Here is a 16,292-nt window from a genome sequence, read left to right as displayed (position 1 = left end):
ACAGCAGGATCAATCAATCGGAGTAAGAGGATGAAAGCAACTTTTTGGATGCTGGGCATGATTGCCACCATCATCAGCCACACCCCGTCGCTGGCCGCCGACTACAAGGTGGGCGAGCGCATTGGCGAGGCCAAGGCCCTTTCGAAAGCGAACCCGGCCTATAAGACCCTGGACTGGGACGACATGATGCCCGCGGACTGGGACCCGATGAAATCGCTCAAGGGGCTGGACCTGGAAAAGCTGGATGACGCTGATCCGCGCGCAATCGAGGCGCTGGAACAGATGCGCAGCGCCTGGAACGACGCTCCCATCGTACAAAAGCTGGACAAGCAGCACGTGCAGATTCCGGGATTCGTCGTGCCCTTGGACATGAACGGAACGCAGGTGCGCGAATTCCTGCTGGTGCCTTATTTCGGCGCATGCATCCATGTGCCGCCGCCGCCCAGCAACCAGGTGATCCATATCGTCCTGCCCAAGAGCCTGCCCAAGGACCAACAGAAAACATTGAACCAGGCGGCGCAACAATATGGCCCAGTCTCCGTCAGCGGCTTGATGGAGACCGTCGCCAGCAATACCGCGATGGGCTTCGCCGGGTACCGCATCAAGGCCGAGCGCCTCATGCCGTATAAACTAAAAACAAACTAAGACGTCATAGGAAAGAAGCAAGTCACTGCTGGGGAGAAGAATTGTCATCACGCCGAAGAAATGTGCGATGGAATATTCTTCCCTCTCAACGCGAAACTTTTCACCACTAGCACTCTCAAACAGTGAGTGCTAGAATCGTTTCCATGACGGAGGTTTCAAATATGACCAACAGCATGACATTACCTGCAATTTCATCTTTCGACAGCCTTGATCAGTACATGCGTGCCATCAAGAGCTTTCCCGTGCTCAGCGCCGAAGAGGAATTGAAGCTGGCAACCCGCCTTCAAAAGGAAAACGACCTTGAGGCTGCCAAAACCCTGGTAGTGTCCCACTTGCGCCTGGTGGCAAGCATTGCCCGCAACTATTCGGGCTACGGCCTGCCGCAGTCCGACCTGATCCAGGAAGGCAACATCGGCCTGATGAAGGCGGTGCGCCGCTTCGACCCGGAGCGCGGCGTGCGCCTGGTGTCGTTTGCCATGCACTGGATCAAGGCAGAGATCCATGAATACATCGTGCGCAACTGGCGCCTGGTGAAAGTAGCCACGACCAAGGCCCAGCGCAAGCTGTTCTTCAACCTGCGCAGCATGAAAAAAGGACAATCCGCCAGCCTGCATTCGGACGAAGTGGCGCATATTGCGCGCGAGCTGAACGTGAAGCCTGAAGAGGTGCTGGAGATGGAGGCCCGGATGTCCGGGCACGAGATTGCGCTTGAAGGCAATGCGGACGATGAGAACGAGGATGTATTCAGCCCCATCTCCTACCTGCAGGCGACCCATGCCGAGCCTTCCGAAATCCTGGAAGAGCAGGAAGTCGAGCAACTGCATACGACGGGGCTTTCAACCGCCCTGGCCAAGCTGGACGATCGTAGCCGCCGCATTGTGGAAGCCCGCTGGCTGCAAGAAGGCAATAGCGCCACCTTGCATGACCTGGCCGAAGAGTTTGGCGTATCTGCCGAGCGTATCCGCCAGATCGAGCAAAAAGCCATGAAGCAAATGAAGGGCTTCCTGGCTTCTGCCTAACCTCAATGCGACACCCAAATAAAAAAGGCTGCAATTGCAGCCTTTTTTATTGAATCCGTTCTTAACCGAACAGTATCACCGACAACGCGCTCAGCCACGAAACGGCGATGAGGGCGATCGTGATAGTGAGCGGCAGATTCTCGAAAGTGAAATAGGACCTGAAACCTTCGTCCGCTTTATTGGTAGTAGCCATTCAAATTCCCCAGCAAGTTATTTCTTGATTTTATTCTGATTAGCCCCAGTCTTCAAGTGGTTAAATGGAATCAGGGGGTCGTCGTCGTCCATCAGGATACGCTGCGCAGGGCCTTCCAGGTCGTCATACTGACCGCTCTTGATCGCCCATAGAATCCCCACTGCGGCAAAGCCGATGAACACGAATGTCAGGCCAAGTTGCAGCAGCAGGCTGGTAAGACTCATGCCGCTTCTTCCTCTACTATCCTGTTGTCGAATATCAGCGCATTGTGCATGTGCTGGCGCAATATCTTGAGATCGGCCATCTGTGCCAGGATGTTTTTTTCGATGGCCTCCAGTTCGCCGATGCGGTCTTCCAACGTATCAGTCGCCTTGTAGATGCGCTTGATGCTTTCCAGGCGCCGGCGCAGTTGCAGCTGGTGCTCGCGCACCTGGGACTCCATCGGGGCGATCACCGCCTTCAGCCAGTTCTCGACATCATGGTTGGCGACTTCGTATACATGGATCACGCGGCTGGCCAGTGTCTCGAAAAACTTAGACGTCAATGTCATCTTTTCGTTCGTCAGCATGTTTAATGTCGTATTGAACTGCTCGCGGTACGCGCGCTCCAGCTTGCCGAGCTCCTTCTGGTAGCGCAGGGTGGAGAACGCTGGCGGCTCAGCCTTGCGCAAACCGTGGTCCTGCGCGAATTTCTCATACATGGCGTCCATCATGCGTTTGATTTCGTCGATCTGCGCTTCGGATTTCAGCAGGCGGTCGCGCAGGTCGGCAAAGAAGCCGTCCATCGCGCTGCGTATGCTCTTGGTGAAACTGGCGTTGACCATGGTGCTGCGGGTATTGGTCACCTGCACGCGCAGGGCTTCCATGCCGAGCAAGGTGAACAGCTTGTTGGTTTGCTGCGAGAACACGCTGCGCAGGGCCTGGAAACGTTGCAGCCCCTTCTCGAAGATTTCCTTGTCCACCTTGACCTTGTTCATCATGTGTTCGATGACGTCTTCATTCTTGCCGCGCAAGCCGCGCAGCTCGTCCAATTGCTCATTGAGGCTGGACAGGCGGGCATCGAGCAGGATGTTGGAGTTCTTCACCAAGTCGTCGACTTCGCTGATGGTATTGTCGCGCACAATCTCGCGCTTGGAGGGGATCAACTCCTCGGACAACGCCCTTTCCAGGGTGGATAGCCCGCTGCGCTCCAATAGGGCGTCATCCCCTGCAATCTTCGCCAGCAAACCCTTCTGGGCCGAAATCGGGAAGATCTGGCCTTGCTCCAGCCCCAGCAGCTCCGCGCTGGACGCGATCTGTTTGGCGATTTCGCGGCTGATTTCGGTCTCGTTGCGCAACTCGTCCCACAGGCCGTCGATCTTGTTCAGCACCGCCAGCCTGCCCTTCTGTTTCCAGCGCGTGCCGCTGATGTACTGGCGCCAGACATCGATCTCGGACTTGGTCACGCCGGTGTCTGCGGACAGGATGAACAATACGGCATGCGCATTCGGCAGCATGTTGAGGGTCAGTTCCGGCTCGGTGCCGATGGCGTTGAGCCCCGGCGTATCGAGGATCACCAATCCCTGCTCCAGCAGAGGATGCGGGAAGTTGATGACGGCATAGCGCCAGCAGGGAATGTCCACGGTGCCGTCCGCGTTGACCGCCAAGGCATCGTCGGCACTATTGGGATCGAACAGGCCGTAACGCTCGGCCTCTTCCACGGTCACGCGCTTGGTGCGGCTGACTTCCTTGAACACCTCCACCATGTTATCGCTGTCGCTCACGTCGAACGGCAGGACGGTCCACTCCTCGGGATAACGCTTGTATTCGGTAGTGGTGGCGTCCGAGGTGCGGGTTTCCACCGCGAGGAGCTGCAGGGAGGTGGGCTTGGAAGGGTCGTACAGCAGTTCGGTAGGGCACATGGTGGTGCGGCCTGCGCTCGAGGGCAGCAATCGCTGGCCGTAAGCCGAGAAGAAGATGGCGTTGATCAGCTCGGACTTGCCGCGGGAAAATTCCGCCACGAACGCCACGTTGAGCTTGTCCTCGCGCAGGCGCTCCAGCAACTGCTGCAGCCGTAGGTCTATCTGTGCATCGTTGAGCTCTTGCTCGTTCAACCAGTTGCGGTAGTCGCAGATTGTTTCCACCAAGGCTTTACGCCACTCGGAATATGCCTGAAAGTGACGTTCAAGCTTGTTGTCGGCCATAGCACCCCCCGATGCTTATTATTTAAGCGCTACTCTAGCATGCTTATGTAAATTCACAAATGAATCAGCCGCCTAAATCCCTTTTCTGAACCTTGCCGCCACCTATCATGCATCATCAGCGTGACGGTATTTTGAAGCGCGCGAATACATTCTGCTATCATCGCCTTTTGAGTAAATTCCGGCATTTGGCAGATGAGCGGCTTGAGCCCAGAGATTCCACGTCCCACCGATATCCGCTTGCACCAGGTTTCGCGCGCATTGGAAATCACCTTCGACAACGGCGTCAGCGGCATGCTGCCGTGCGAGTTCCTGCGCGTGTACTCCCCTTCTGCAGAAGTGCAAGGGCATGGCAATCCGGTGCTGCAAACCGGCAAGCGGGACGTGAACATCACCGGCATAGAACCGGTGGGCCATTACGCCGTGAAGCTGGTGTTCAGCGATGGCCACGACACCGGACTTTACTCCTGGGATTATCTTTATGAATTGCTGCAGCGGCACGACGCACTGTGGCAACAATACCTTGACTGGCTCGCACAGGCAGGCGCCAGCCGCGACACTGACAATTGATTTAAGGCAAACACCATGAGCGACAACGCCAAGACGCACTTCGGCTTCCAGACTGTGGATGAACGCGAGAAAGCCCGCAAGGTCGGTGAAGTATTCCACTCCGTGGCACGCAAATACGACCTCATGAACGACGTCATGTCCGCGGGCCTGCACCGCGCCTGGAAACGCTTCACCGTCGAGGTCAGCGGCGTCAGGCCCGGCGACCGCGTGCTGGACGTGGCCGGAGGCAGCGGCGACCTGTCCCGCCTGTTCTCCAACAAGGTCGGCCCCACAGGCCAGGTCATCCTGACCGACATCAACGCCTCGATGCTGGCAGTGGGGCGTGATCGCTTGATCGACGACGGCAAGGCTGTTCCCGCGCTGCAATGCGACGCGGAGAAACTGCCTTTCCCTGACCAGCATTTCGATTGCGTCATCGTCGCCTTCGGCCTGCGCAACATGACGCACAAGGACAAGGCGCTGGCCGAAATGCAGCGCGTGCTCAAGCCCGGCGGCCGCCTGCTGGTGCTGGAATTCTCCCAGGTATGGAAGCCGTTGGCGCCGATTTACGATGCCTATTCATTCAAGCTGCTGCCCATCATGGGCAAGCTGTTTGCGAACGACGCGGACAGCTATCGCTACCTGGCCGAATCCATCCGCATGCATCCCGACCAGGAAACCTTGAAACAGATGATGCTGGATGCCGGCCTCGGCAAGGTCGACTACTACAACCTGGCAGCCGGCGTGGTCGCCCTGCACAAAGGCTGGAAAACCTGACCGCCCTTGCTTAACGCGCTGGAATCGAACCACCATGCTGAAGCCACTCCTCACCCGCCTGCTCAATCACCTATTGGCCCAGAACAGCTGGACTGCCGGCCAGTTGCAACCCTTCGGCGGCAAGCACGCCCGCTTGATCCTGCCCCCGTTCAGCGCCACGCTGGCCGTGCTTGAGGATGGCGGCCTGGCGATCGCGGGCGAAACCGCCAATACCGACGCCACCATCACAGTGCCGCCTTCCGTGGCACTGCGTATCCTGGCCGGCGACGAATCGGCCGGCGCGGCCGCGTCCGTCTCGGGCGATACCGAGTTCGCTGCGGCTTTGGCAAGGGTATTGCAAGGCATCTCATGGGAATATGAAGAGGACTTGAGCCGGGTGATCGGCGACATTCCGGCCCATGAAGCCGTCAAGCTAGGCCGCGCCGCCGTTTCGCAGGCAAAACGCCAGACTGCGAATGTGGCCGGCATGCTGGCGGAATATTGGCAGGAAGAGCAACCGCTGATTGCCAAGAAACGTCATATCGAACAATTCGTGCGCGACGTGGATACGCTGCGCGAGGACACCGAGCGTTTGCAAAAGCGCATCGACAAGCTGAAATCCCGCCTGCAGGCGGACCACTAGAAAGAATTCCCATGCGTTGGTTGCGCCTGCTCAACATCATCTTCGTCACGCTTCGCTTCGGCCTGGACGAATTTGTCCTCGGACACACCAGCCTGCGCCCATTGCAACGCCCGGTGCAAATCCTCCTGTTTTGGCGCGACACGTCCCGCCCGCGCGGCGAACGGCTGCGCCTGGCGCTCGAATCGCTGGGCCCCATCTTCGTCAAGTTCGGCCAGATGCTCTCCACGCGGCGCGACCTGATTCCGCTGGACCTCGCCGACGAACTGGCGAAACTGCAGGACCGGGTGCCGGCCTTTGGCTACGATGACGTTGAAACCATCCTCAGGCAGGCCTACGGCAAGCCGGTGCTGGAAGTGTTCCAGAGCTTCGACGTCGAGCCGATCGCCAGCGCCTCGGTCGCCCAGGTGCATTTCGCCCAACTGCCCGACGGCAGGCCGGTGGCGGTCAAGATCCTGCGTCCCGGCATCAGCAAGGTCATAGAGAAGGACCTCAAGCTGCTGGATGGCGCAGCATGGCTGCTGCAGACACTTTCCTCCGACGGCAAGCGCCTGAAGCCGCGGGAAGTGGTGGCCGAATTCGCGCGCCATATCCACAGCGAGCTCGACCTCATGCTGGAAGCAGCCAACTGCAGCCTGCTAGGCCGCAACTTTGCCGACAAGCGCCTGCTGCTGGTGCCCGAAGTCTATTGGGACTGGTGCCACGAGCAAGTGATGGTGATGGAGCGCATGAACGGCACGCCGGTCAGCCAGGTGGCCTACCTGCGCGAAATCGGCGTCGACATCCCCAAGCTCGCGCGCGATGGCGTGGAAATATTCTTCACCCAGGTGTTCCGCGACGGCTTCTTCCATGCCGACATGCACCCGGGCAATGTGCAGGTAGCGGACGATGGCCGCTATGTCGCATTGGATTTCGGCATCATGGGCACCCTCAACGACGAGGACAAGCAATACCTGGCACGCAACTTCCTCGCCTTCTTCCGCCGCGACTACCGCGAAGTCGCACGCGCGCATATCGAATCCGGCTGGGCGCCCAAGGATACGCCGCTCGACGAATTCGAGACCGCGATCCGCGCCGTGTGCGAACCCATTTTCGACAAGCCGCTCAAGGAAATCTCGTTCGGCAAGGTATTGCTGCGCCTGTTCCAGACATCGCGCCGCTTCGGCGTCGAAATCCAACCCCAGCTCGCCATGCTGCAGAAGACTCTGCTCAACGTCGAGGGCCTGGGACGCGACCTCGACCCCAATCTCGACCTCTGGAAAACCGCACGCCCCTACTTGGAGCGCTGGATGTCGGAACAGATAGGCTGGCGCAGCGCGCTGGACAACCTGAAAGCCGAGCTGCCCTACTGGGGCAAAATTCTTCCCCAAATGCCGCGCCTGATCCACCAGCAGCTGGAGCGCGGCCTGCAACTTCCTCCCACCAATGCCGAGCTGCAACGCATGCTTGAGGAACACCAGCGCCAGACCCGCTGGCTGCGCCTCATCACCGTGGCATTGATCTTGCTGGTGCTGTTGCAAAGCACGACTATCCTGTTCTGGTGGCTAGCCCGCCATTGATACGAGCCCGGACTATTTCTGCAAGGCCATTGATTTTCAGAGATAAAGCCTACTTTCAGGACAAGTTTTTGCTAAAATCTGCCTTCCTTTGAAAAGGCACCACTTTTATCCAATTTCAACCTCATAGCAAAGGGCTGGTTTAGTGCTGATCTGGTTTGTCATTCTCTACGTCCTGGTTTCCATCAGCATCGGCCTGTTTGCCGCCACCCGGGTCAAGACCACCAAGGATTACGCCGTAGCCGGACGCCACCTGCCATTGCCGGTAGTGATGGCGACCGTGTTCGCCACCTGGTTCGGCGCGGAAGCCGTATTCGGCGTCTCCGCCACCTTCGTCAAGGATGGCCTCAATGGCATCGTCGCCGACCCGTTCGGCTCCAGCATGTGCCTGGTCATTGCAGGCTTTTTCTTCGCGACCAAGCTCTACAAGCTCAATATCATCACCCTGGGCGACTTCTACCGCATGCGCTACAACCGCACCGTGGAAGTGCTCACTACGATTGCCATCGTCATTTCCTACTTGGGCTGGGTTGCCGCGCAGATCAAGGCGCTAGGCCTGATCTTCCATATCATCACCGACGGCGCGGTGAGCGAGGAAGCCGGCATGATCCTCGGCACGGCCATCGTGCTCACCTATACCACGCTGGGCGGCATGCTCTCGGTCGCCATCCTGGATTTCGTGCAGATGAGCGTGATTATCGGCGGCATGCTCTATATCGCCTACATGGTCTCCGGCATGACCGGCGGCGTCGCGCCCGTCATCGAGCATGCCCGCCTTGCCGGCAAGCTGGACTTCTTCCCGCCTGCCGATCCCTGGCTCTGGGTCACCTTCATCGGCGCCTGGATGACCATGATGCTGGGCTCCATCCCGCAGCAGGACGTGTTCCAGCGCATCACCTCGGCCAAGAGCGCCAAGGTTGCCATCTGGGGCTCCGTCCTGGGCGCATCGGTCTACTTCTGCTTCACCTTCGTGCCCATGTTCATCGCCTACTCGGCCACCCTGATCGACCCAGGCTTCTTCAACACCCTGATCGACCAGGACTCGCAGCGAGTATTGCCTACGCTAGTGTTGCAGCATATGCCGATCGCCGCCCAAGTGATTTTCTTCGGCGCCGTGCTGTCAGCAATCATGAGCTGCTCGTCCGCCACCTTGCTCGCACCGTCCATCTCGTTCGCCGAGAACATCGTGCGCGGCTATTTCCCGCACTTGAACGACCGCGGTTTCCTCAAGATCATGCGCATCTGCCTGGTGGGCTTCGCCAGCTGCGTACTGGTCTATGCATTGAACACCGAGCTCTCCATCTTCCGCATGGTGGAATCCGCATATAAGATCACGCTCGCAGGCGCTTTCGTGCCGCTGTTCTTCGGCGTGTTCTGGAAACGCGCGACCAACCAGGGTGCTCTGGCCGCCATCATCGGCGGCATCAGCACCTGGATATTGGTGGAAGTGTTGGCGGGCGAGGAAGGGCTGATCCCGCCGCAATTGCTGGGGCTGGGCGTCAGCATCATCGGCATGGTGGCGGGGTCGCTATTGCCGCAGAAGATCGCCCCCCAGCGCCGCCATGAGCAACCAAGCTACCTGCATGGCCATGCGGCGCATCCTCACGTGCCGCATAAAGGCAGTTAACAATCCTGTAGGCGTTGAGCCTTATTACTTTGTAACGCCTAGCCGGGGATGAACAACCATCCTGATAAGACTCAGGAAGCTGCTGTATTCAACCGCTGGCGGACATACGGCCAATAGCTGGCGAGAATCAATGCCAACGCCAGCAAGAGATAGATCCAGCGCAATGAATAGGCGGTAACAAAGCTGGCGACCGGCTTCTGCTTCTGCACGAAGGTATAGAAATCGGGCTTGTCCTGAGCCAGCACGTACTGGGCATTGATCTCCTCGGCCAGTTCCTTCAGATATGCCTCTTCCAGCTTGGAAAGATAGCGGTCGTAGTCGGCAGAAGCTACCACCGGATCCGGATCGTCGCGGCTGGTATCGTTGTAGGTGACGCCGACCGCACCGGCGGAGTTCTCCTTGGCATCGGAGGACCAATAGCCCACCCATTTGTTGCTGGAGTTGTAACGCGGAATCGGCACGTCCTCGTTGCCGCCGACGCCGACGAAGACGATATTCTCGCCGATCTGCACGTCATCGAGCTTGAGCTTGTTGATCGCGTTCACCTTGGGCGCCTCGTCGCCGTCGGTGAAGAACAGCAGGCGCGCAGGCGCATTGAGCGAGTCGAAGGCCTTGGCCGCTCCCTTGACGCCAAAACTGATGCGGCTGTTGCCGCGCCAGGACATGCGCCACTCCAGGTGCTCGATCGCATCGACGATGATGTCGTAGTTGGCGCAGGTTTCCAGCGGCGTGAACAACAGCGCGACATCTTCCGCGGCAAACACGCCCAGGCTGAAGTAAGTGCCGCAGGGCGAATTCTCCACCAGCTTGCGCATGAGGTGGCGCGTGTAGGCCATGCGGCTCACCGGCTTGCCGTTGAGGCTGACGTCCTCGGCATTCATGCTTTGCGAGACATCGGCGAGCAATAGGTAGTTATGCACGCGCTGCTTGAGCTGTATTTCCGGCTTAAAGATCGCCAGCAGCAGCAACACGACCACCAACAGGTACAACCCGGACTCGTAATGATCCCTGGCCCAGCGCCAGCCATGGCGCAGCCTCAACTGCCACTTCATGGCAGGCCCACCGGAATGTTGCTGAGCTCCATGCCTTCCTGTTCCTTTTTCAACCCCTCGATGCCATTGGGCTGCACCAGCAGCATTAGGCTGAGGTTGAACTTTGCCTGCCTGAATGCGGGGTCTAGCCGCAAGGCTTGCTCATAGGCGATCTGTGCCTGAGACAAGTCGTATTTCGCCTCGTCCTTGAGGCTGCCGTCGTCATTGAGGCGGCGCTTCAAACCGGACTGCAGGAGGTTGTTGCCGATGTTGTACTGCACCAGCGCCTGCTGCGGCTGGCTCAAGCCGGTTTCGAGCAGCTGGCTGTAGCTTTGCACCGCGTGCTTGTAATCCCCGGACTCTCCCAGCTTGTAAGCCGCCATGAACTTCTGTTCGAAACCATAGCCGTCGTGAGTGACCAATGCTCCGGCCTGGATCTGCCGGTTGGCATCATGGCGCTGCATCAGCGTATTGCCTTCGTAGACGCTGCCCGCCAACCCGGCAACCGCCAGCAGTCCAAACAGCAGGTTGAGGCCTTTTATGCGGATTCCCATGCTTTTACCCTGAAATTTTTAATGACGAACATGCCCAGGCTCAACACCAGGGCCACTACAATCAAGTCGCGCGCGTAATCGCGCCCTGGCACGGTGATGGCATACTGGATCGTATTCTTCTCGCGGCTGTCGATATCCTGGATCGCCATCTGCAGCGCGACGGGATTATCCGCCTCGTAAGCCTTGTAGGTGATCTTGAGCGACTTGAAGAAACGGTCGAGCTGGATCGCCGCAGGCCCCCTGTCCTCTTCGAACACGCGGTCGCCGAATATGCTCACGTCGTCCGGTTCGCGCAACACGATCCAATAGAGCTTGACATCCTTGTCCTTGAGCTCTTCCCTGATGCGCGCCTTGACGCGGGGGCTCAACTTGCCCGCGCCGTCGGACAACAGGATGATGGCGCGCGAGCCCGAACTCTGGATGCTGTCGAACAAGCTGGCCGCCTGGGTGATGCCCGCACCGATATTGGTCTGGTTGATGCCGGCGCTGGTCGCGGCATTGATCGCGGCATGGATGGCATCGCGGTTGGCCGTGATCTTGACGCCATACAAGGCGGAATTGGTAAACGCCACCACGCCCATCATGTCGTCCGGCCTGGAGTCGATGAATTGCGTGATCAGCCGGCGTGCGGCGCCGGACTTGATTTCCCCGGCACGGCCGCTGGTGGCGTCGCCAGCGAAGGGATGATCCATGCTCACGCTGCGATCGATCACCATCACAGTCTGCGCGCCCTTGCCGACGCGGTTCACGACCTTGTCGCTGCCTTGCGGTGCTGCCAGGGCCAGCACGAGACTAGCGATGATGACGGCCGTCACCACCTTGAGCAGCAAGACGATATTGTCCGAGAATGGGTCTTCCGGCACCATCTCCAGCCAGGAGTAACGCTGCCCCTGCAGGCTCCTGAGCCAGAAAGGCGCCAGTGCGAGCGGCAACAGCAGCAAGGCCCAGGGATTGAGCAAACTCATGCGATTCCCCGTTCACAATCCCTCAGGCGGCGGCAAAGCTGCTGCAGCTCCTTGAGCAGGGCTGGGCTACCTGCGTTTGCGCCGGTGAACAGCAAAGTCTCGGAGCGCTGGAAAAAGCTGTCGATATCTTTTGCGAGCGGCTGGTACTGCGGATGCTGCGCGAAGAACTCGCCCAATTGCGGCCGGAACAAGGTGCTTCCATGCACTTGGTTGAATGCATGGTGCACGTAGCCAAGCGCCTGCGCCTGGTGCCCGGCTTGCGCAGGCGTCTTGCGCAGCTTGCGATAAGCCTGGGCGAAGCTGCCGCCCATCCACGGCAGCCAGCGACGGTCGGCATTGATATAGACCAGCCCGACTGCGCCTACCAGGAACACGGCCAACGCAAGCGCCAGCCGCTCCGGCCCGGTATCCAGCAAGGCCGGCTTGCGTTGCGGCTGCGCATTGCTGCGCGCGGTATGAATGTTGCCCGCCGTCAGCGGCGAGCTCCAGAAATGCCAGGCAGGCACATTCACCTCCGCTGGCGTATCGCCGCCGCCTAGCGCCAACGTCACGGCGGGCAAGCGCATGACGCTGGGCTTGCTTGCCGCGGCGAACACCTGGTAGCTGAGCTTGACTTCATAGCGCTGGATGCCTGCCGTCTTTTCGCCCTGCAGCGCGACGCCCACCAGCTCTATGCCGTCGACGCGCTCGCCCTTGAGAGGCAGGGATGACTTGGGCAACTCATAGGGAGGGCTGGCCTCGATCACCAGCCTGCGCTCGAGTACGTCGCCTATCATGATGCCCGTCGCGATGCGAGGATTGTCCAGGCTGACCAGGGCGGCTTCCGCTGCATGTGCCATAGCTCCCGCGCAAAGGCCGATAGGAAGCAGGCAGATGGAAAACAAGGTCGTCAGTTTTTTCATGCTGTCAGGTATTTTTCAAAATAATGCGTCATTGCCTCGGCCTCGAACACCCCGCTGACGAAATGCGGCGGGCTCTCGAAAGCCAGGAACAGGTCTTCCAGCGCCGCCCGGCGCTGTTCAAACGCGGTAATAAATTTGGCACGGACCGACTCGCGGAAGAAAATCGTGCGGTCGCGCCCCGTCTCGGGGTCCAGCATCGTGCCCAGGCCGAAGCGTGGCAGGCGCCGGTATTCCTCTTCTTCCCACAGCACGACCGGCACCACCTGGTGACGGGAAAACATGTTCATGGCCTGGATAATGGTGTCGAACGGCATATGGAAATCCGATATCCAGAACACCAGCCCCTTGTTCTGGCTCAACAGGGGTCCTACCTCCAGGATGCCGGTCGAGCCTCGCCCGAGCGCGTCTATGCCGGTAAAGGCATCGATACGCTCCAGCGCTTCATGCACCTGGTAGCCAAGCGGCAGCACGTAGTCATCAAGCACATGCTGGTCGTAGCCGATCAGGCTGAATACGTCGTTCTCGGCCGATACCGAATACGCGATCGATGCCGCCACCTCCTGCACCAGCTCGATCTTGCGGCGGCCGCCCTTATACTGCATGGAGCTGGACAGGTCGCACACCGCATACACCGGCGTGATCGAGTCATGGTAGAAAAGGCGCACCTGCACCTGCTCATAGGGGTCGCGCAGGCTCTGGCGCAAATCCATGCGGCGCAGGTCGGGATAATCGACCAGCGAGGCGTTACCCTTATACTCGAACCCCAGCCCGCGCTGTATCCCCAGGTGATCGCCAGCATGGACGCTGACAGACTTCCAGGGGATCTGGTAGGAAAACGGCTTGATATATGACGGCAGCATGACTCAGGACGGCACCGCCACGGTTTGCAGTATCTTGGCAGTCAATTCGCGGGCCAGCACCGTGCGGCGGCTTTCGTACATGGAGTTGAACACCAGGCGGTGCGCAATCACCTCGTGGAACACCGCATGGATATCCTCGGGATAGACATATTCCCGCTCCATGAGCCACGCATGCACGCGGGCCGCCTTGAGCAGCATGCCCATGCCGCGCGGGCTAGCGCCGGCCTGGATCAGGCGCTGCATGTCGACGCCCTCGAGCGTGATGCCGAAGTCCTGCGGCTTTTGCGTGGCATCCCAGAGGTCGATCACGTAGTCTTCCAGCGCCTGGGAAGACTGCACATGGTTCTGCACCACGTCGGAAAAATCGTTGAGCATGTTGAACGGCAGCAGGCCGGTCTCGACAGTGCGCGTCAATTGCTCGGCATGCTGGAAGCGCGTATCGAACACCAGCGATTTGCGCAGCGCCTTGTCCTCCGGCACATTGATCGGGATTTCCATCATGAAGCGGTCGCGTGCCGCAGCAGGAATCTCGAACGTCTCATTCTTTTCTACCTGATTGCGATCAGCAAACACAATCATATGTGGCAGACGGTATTCACGCTTGAACGCATGCAAATGACGTTCCGCCATCACGCGCAGCATCAAGGCATGGACTTGCGGGCGGGCACGGTTGATCTCGTTAAAGAAGAACACCGAGAGATTCTCCCCAGCGCGCAGCAATGGGCCCTCGTCGATCTGCGGACGGCCCTCGGGCCCGAGGAAGGTATGGTAGACAAGGTCATTCGGCATCAGGTCCACCGTGCCTTCAATGCGCTCATAAGCGCCGCCAATGCCGCGCGCCACCGATTGCAGCAATGTGGTTTTGCCGACACCCACCCCGCCTTCCAGCATGACATGCCCACGCGCGAAAATCGCGATGTTGATCAAGCGTATGGCCGCATCCTGGCCTACAATCACGCTCTTGACCTCTTCCTCGAGCCTCAAGGCGCGCATTCTCCAGTCCGCTAACTGGCCATCCGTTGCTGTACTTGCCATATCCATCCTCAACCCGCGTCAATAAATATACAGATCTGTATATTCTGAGGATTAAATTAACTTTTGGCAATGGTTTTTAGAAAAACTCCCGGCGTCCATGCCCAAAACATCTCAGCGTTTCCGTCCAGAAAATACCGTTAAGGAACTGAAGTAAAAAGGCATATAACCGGCCAAGACACTATTAAAACGCCAAACTGCAAACGCAGCGACATCCAATAAAAAGGGCTCTTTCGAGCCTTTTTATTCACGCAGATTGATCCAGGTTAATTGCGTTTGCGCCTTGCGGCAACCCCCAGCAATCCCAGCCCTGCCAATAGCATTGCAAGGTTTTCTGGTTCAGGCACCGCGGAGACAGTCACGACAAAATCGTTATAGTCAGCCCCATCGTAAATCCAATCTTCATAGGCCAATGCATAAGTGCCGCTAGCACTCAACCAAACCTGCAAATCGCCAGCAGCTCCTCCCGGAGCCAATTGATCAGCATTGATGCTGGAATTGAACAGAATTCGGCTGGCTACGCTTTCCAGCGTCACGGTCAACGTGGCGCCAGGAACATCCGCGCCACTGAAAATCACCGAGGAATATCCATAAGGATCTGGCGTAAAGGTTGCGTCCAGCCAGAATTCCTGGGTTGCCGCATGGGCAGTATGCTCTGCCACAAAGGTGAAAGTCAGCTTCTGGTCGATCTGGTTCCAGCTGCCACCGATAAAATCAGCGTAATCTATCTGGGTCCAACCGGTCGCCTCAACTCCCTGCAATATCTCGGCCAATGCCGGCTCTGCCGCTTGCGCCGAAGGCGCTGCCATCCCCGCTACGACAAGAAGAGGTACCAATGTCGCGATCATTGCTCTCATGATGACTCCCTATTGATAAATGGATTTCCATCATAAGCAATAAAGATATATTCAAATATAGTCCAGATAGACTATTTTTATTGAAATATTAAATTAATTATATCAATATTATTTTTGGCAAGAGGGGCAGTAAAAGGTGGAACGCTGTCCCAGGCGCAACGTTTCAACTGGCTTCTCGCATACCCGGCAAGGCTCGCCGGTACGGGCATAGACGAAATAGGTTTGCTGGAAATAGCCAGGGTTGCCATCTGCCCCGAAAAAGTCGCGCAAACTGCTGCCCCCGGCCTGCAGGGCATCGTGCAAGGTAGCCTTGATTTCCTGCACCAGCCGTTCGCACTGCGCCAGGCTAAGCGCCCGGGCCGGTGTCTGCGGATGAATGCCGGCACGGAACAAGGACTCGCTTGCGTAAATATTGCCCACGCCCACCACCAGGTGGCTGTCCATAATCAAGATCTTGATCGGAGATGATCGAGTGCGTATGGCCCGGTGAAGAAACTCACCATTGAAAGACTCATCAAGCGGCTCGGGCCCCAGCACACTGAGCAGGCTATGCGCTTCCGGGTGCTCACCCGCCCACAAAACCGCGCCAAAGCGGCGCGGATCACGCAAGCGCATCACGCGGCCATCGGCAAAATGCAGATCGAAGTGGTCATGCTTCTCAGGCGACGTATCCCGCTCCAGCAGGCAAAGCCGCCCGGACATACCCAGGTGCAGGATCAGGCAGCCGCTTTCAAAACGGGCAATAATGTATTTGCCGCGGCGCGTCAGCTCCAGCAGCCTGGAGCCATGCAAAGTCTGCGGCAAATGGGCAGGAATGGGCCAGCGCATGGCAGGCTGGCGAATCACGGCTTGCGTCACAGTGGCGCCGACCAAGGGTTCCAAGCCGCGACGCGTGACCTCGACTTCTGGTAATTCCGGCATCAGCTC

At 58.5% G+C, this 16,292-nt stretch carries 18 protein-coding genes; 7 read left to right on the top strand and 11 right to left on the bottom strand.

Features of this window, described 5'->3' with window-relative positions; genetic code table 11:
• The first annotated feature begins 30 nt into the window (after positions 1 to 30).
• Both ACKF11_RS02150 and rpoH read left to right on the top strand, forming a co-directional pair.
• Positions 31 to 645, top strand: coding sequence for a DUF3299 domain-containing protein (locus ACKF11_RS02150; RefSeq protein ID WP_407995786.1), 615 nt, complete (start codon positions 31 to 33; stop codon positions 643 to 645).
• 161 nt (positions 646 to 806) lie between these two features.
• The gene (gene rpoH / locus ACKF11_RS02145) at positions 807 to 1,664 is read left to right on the top strand and encodes an RNA polymerase sigma factor RpoH (protein WP_309565117.1); all 858 of its coding nucleotides are present in this window, start codon (positions 807 to 809) and stop codon (positions 1,662 to 1,664) included.
• A gap of 61 nt (positions 1,665 to 1,725) precedes the next feature.
• On the opposite strand, the gene ACKF11_RS02140 is transcribed toward rpoH, so the two are convergent.
• From ACKF11_RS02140 to ACKF11_RS02130, 3 genes are read right to left on the bottom strand one after another with little or no spacing between them, the layout of a single operon-like run.
• On the bottom strand, positions 1,726 to 1,857 hold the full coding sequence (locus ACKF11_RS02140; protein ID WP_407995203.1) for a hypothetical protein: 132 nt from the start codon (positions 1,855 to 1,857) through the stop codon (positions 1,726 to 1,728).
• Positions 1,858 to 1,874: 17 nt separating this feature from the next.
• The gene (gene ccoS, locus ACKF11_RS02135) at positions 1,875 to 2,081 is read right to left on the bottom strand and encodes a cbb3-type cytochrome oxidase assembly protein CcoS (protein WP_407995785.1); all 207 of its coding nucleotides are present in this window, start codon (positions 2,079 to 2,081) and stop codon (positions 1,875 to 1,877) included.
• Positions 2,078 to 4,039, bottom strand: coding sequence for a dynamin family protein (locus ACKF11_RS02130; RefSeq protein WP_407995784.1), 1,962 nt, complete (start codon positions 4,037 to 4,039; stop codon positions 2,078 to 2,080). Before ACKF11_RS02130 ends, ccoS begins: the two co-directional genes overlap by 4 nt.
• Positions 4,040 to 4,231: 192 nt before the next feature.
• Here ACKF11_RS02130 and ACKF11_RS02125 point away from each other — a divergent pair, with 192 nt between their 5' ends.
• The 5 genes from ACKF11_RS02125 (at position 4,232) to ACKF11_RS02105 (ending at position 9,164) form a co-directional block, all read left to right on the top strand.
• Complete coding sequence (locus ACKF11_RS02125) at positions 4,232 to 4,606, top strand: gamma-butyrobetaine hydroxylase family protein (protein ID WP_407995783.1); 375 nt, start codon at positions 4,232 to 4,234, stop codon at positions 4,604 to 4,606.
• A 15-nt stretch (positions 4,607 to 4,621) separates the two neighbouring features.
• Positions 4,622 to 5,362, top strand: a complete 741-nt coding sequence (gene ubiE / locus ACKF11_RS02120) for a bifunctional demethylmenaquinone methyltransferase/2-methoxy-6-polyprenyl-1,4-benzoquinol methylase UbiE (RefSeq protein WP_407995782.1) — start codon at positions 4,622 to 4,624, stop codon at positions 5,360 to 5,362.
• 34 nt (positions 5,363 to 5,396) lie between these two features.
• Positions 5,397 to 5,984 (top strand): ubiquinone biosynthesis accessory factor UbiJ, encoded by a 588-nt coding sequence (locus tag ACKF11_RS02115; protein ID WP_407995781.1) that lies wholly within the window; start codon positions 5,397 to 5,399, stop codon positions 5,982 to 5,984.
• A gap of 11 nt (positions 5,985 to 5,995) precedes the next feature.
• Positions 5,996 to 7,540, top strand: coding sequence for a ubiquinone biosynthesis regulatory protein kinase UbiB (gene ubiB / locus ACKF11_RS02110; protein ID WP_407995780.1), 1,545 nt, complete (start codon positions 5,996 to 5,998; stop codon positions 7,538 to 7,540).
• Positions 7,541 to 7,682: 142 nt separating this feature from the next.
• Positions 7,683 to 9,164: a high affinity choline transporter 1 gene (locus ACKF11_RS02105; RefSeq protein ID WP_407995779.1), complete on the top strand. Its 1,482-nt coding sequence runs from the start codon at positions 7,683 to 7,685 to the stop codon at positions 9,162 to 9,164.
• A 71-nt stretch (positions 9,165 to 9,235) separates the two neighbouring features.
• Here the strand turns inward: ACKF11_RS02105 and ACKF11_RS02100 are convergent, their stop codons facing one another.
• From ACKF11_RS02100 to mutM, 8 genes are all read right to left on the bottom strand, one after another.
• On the bottom strand, positions 9,236 to 10,216 hold the full coding sequence (locus tag ACKF11_RS02100) for a vWA domain-containing protein (RefSeq protein ID WP_309564630.1): 981 nt from the start codon (positions 10,214 to 10,216) through the stop codon (positions 9,236 to 9,238).
• Positions 10,213 to 10,749: a hypothetical protein gene (locus ACKF11_RS02095; RefSeq protein WP_407995778.1), complete on the bottom strand. Its 537-nt coding sequence runs from the start codon at positions 10,747 to 10,749 to the stop codon at positions 10,213 to 10,215. Before ACKF11_RS02095 ends, ACKF11_RS02100 begins: the two co-directional genes overlap by 4 nt.
• Positions 10,734 to 11,714 carry a vWA domain-containing protein gene (locus tag ACKF11_RS02090; RefSeq protein ID WP_407995777.1) on the bottom strand — a complete coding sequence of 327 codons (981 nt, stop codon included), beginning with the start codon at positions 11,712 to 11,714 and terminating at the stop codon, positions 10,734 to 10,736. Before ACKF11_RS02090 ends, ACKF11_RS02095 begins: the two co-directional genes overlap by 16 nt.
• Complete coding sequence (locus tag ACKF11_RS02085) at positions 11,711 to 12,616, bottom strand: nonribosomal peptide synthetase MxaA (RefSeq protein WP_407995776.1); 906 nt, start codon at positions 12,614 to 12,616, stop codon at positions 11,711 to 11,713. The genes ACKF11_RS02090 and ACKF11_RS02085 overlap by 4 nt, the downstream gene beginning before the upstream one ends.
• On the bottom strand, positions 12,613 to 13,476 hold the full coding sequence (locus tag ACKF11_RS02080; protein ID WP_407995775.1) for a DUF58 domain-containing protein: 864 nt from the start codon (positions 13,474 to 13,476) through the stop codon (positions 12,613 to 12,615). The genes ACKF11_RS02085 and ACKF11_RS02080 overlap by 4 nt, the downstream gene beginning before the upstream one ends.
• 3 nt (positions 13,477 to 13,479) lie before the next feature.
• Positions 13,480 to 14,511, bottom strand: a complete 1,032-nt coding sequence (locus ACKF11_RS02075) for an AAA family ATPase (protein WP_407995774.1) — start codon at positions 14,509 to 14,511, stop codon at positions 13,480 to 13,482.
• Positions 14,512 to 14,774: 263 nt separating this feature from the next.
• Positions 14,775 to 15,365 carry a PEP-CTERM sorting domain-containing protein gene (locus ACKF11_RS02070; RefSeq protein ID WP_407995773.1) on the bottom strand — a complete coding sequence of 197 codons (591 nt, stop codon included), beginning with the start codon at positions 15,363 to 15,365 and terminating at the stop codon, positions 14,775 to 14,777.
• Between the two features lie 108 nt (positions 15,366 to 15,473).
• Positions 15,474 to 16,286, bottom strand: coding sequence for a bifunctional DNA-formamidopyrimidine glycosylase/DNA-(apurinic or apyrimidinic site) lyase (mutM, locus tag ACKF11_RS02065; protein ID WP_407995772.1), 813 nt, complete (start codon positions 16,284 to 16,286; stop codon positions 15,474 to 15,476).
• Positions 16,287 to 16,292 lie beyond the last annotated feature (6 nt).

Source organism: Methylobacillus draconifructus (genome assembly GCF_045984385.1).
GTDB lineage: Bacteria > Pseudomonadota > Gammaproteobacteria > Burkholderiales > Methylophilaceae > Methylobacillus > Methylobacillus flagellatus_A.
Note: the sequence above shows the minus strand (reverse complement) of the source record. Positions and strands in the feature narration are given on the sequence as shown.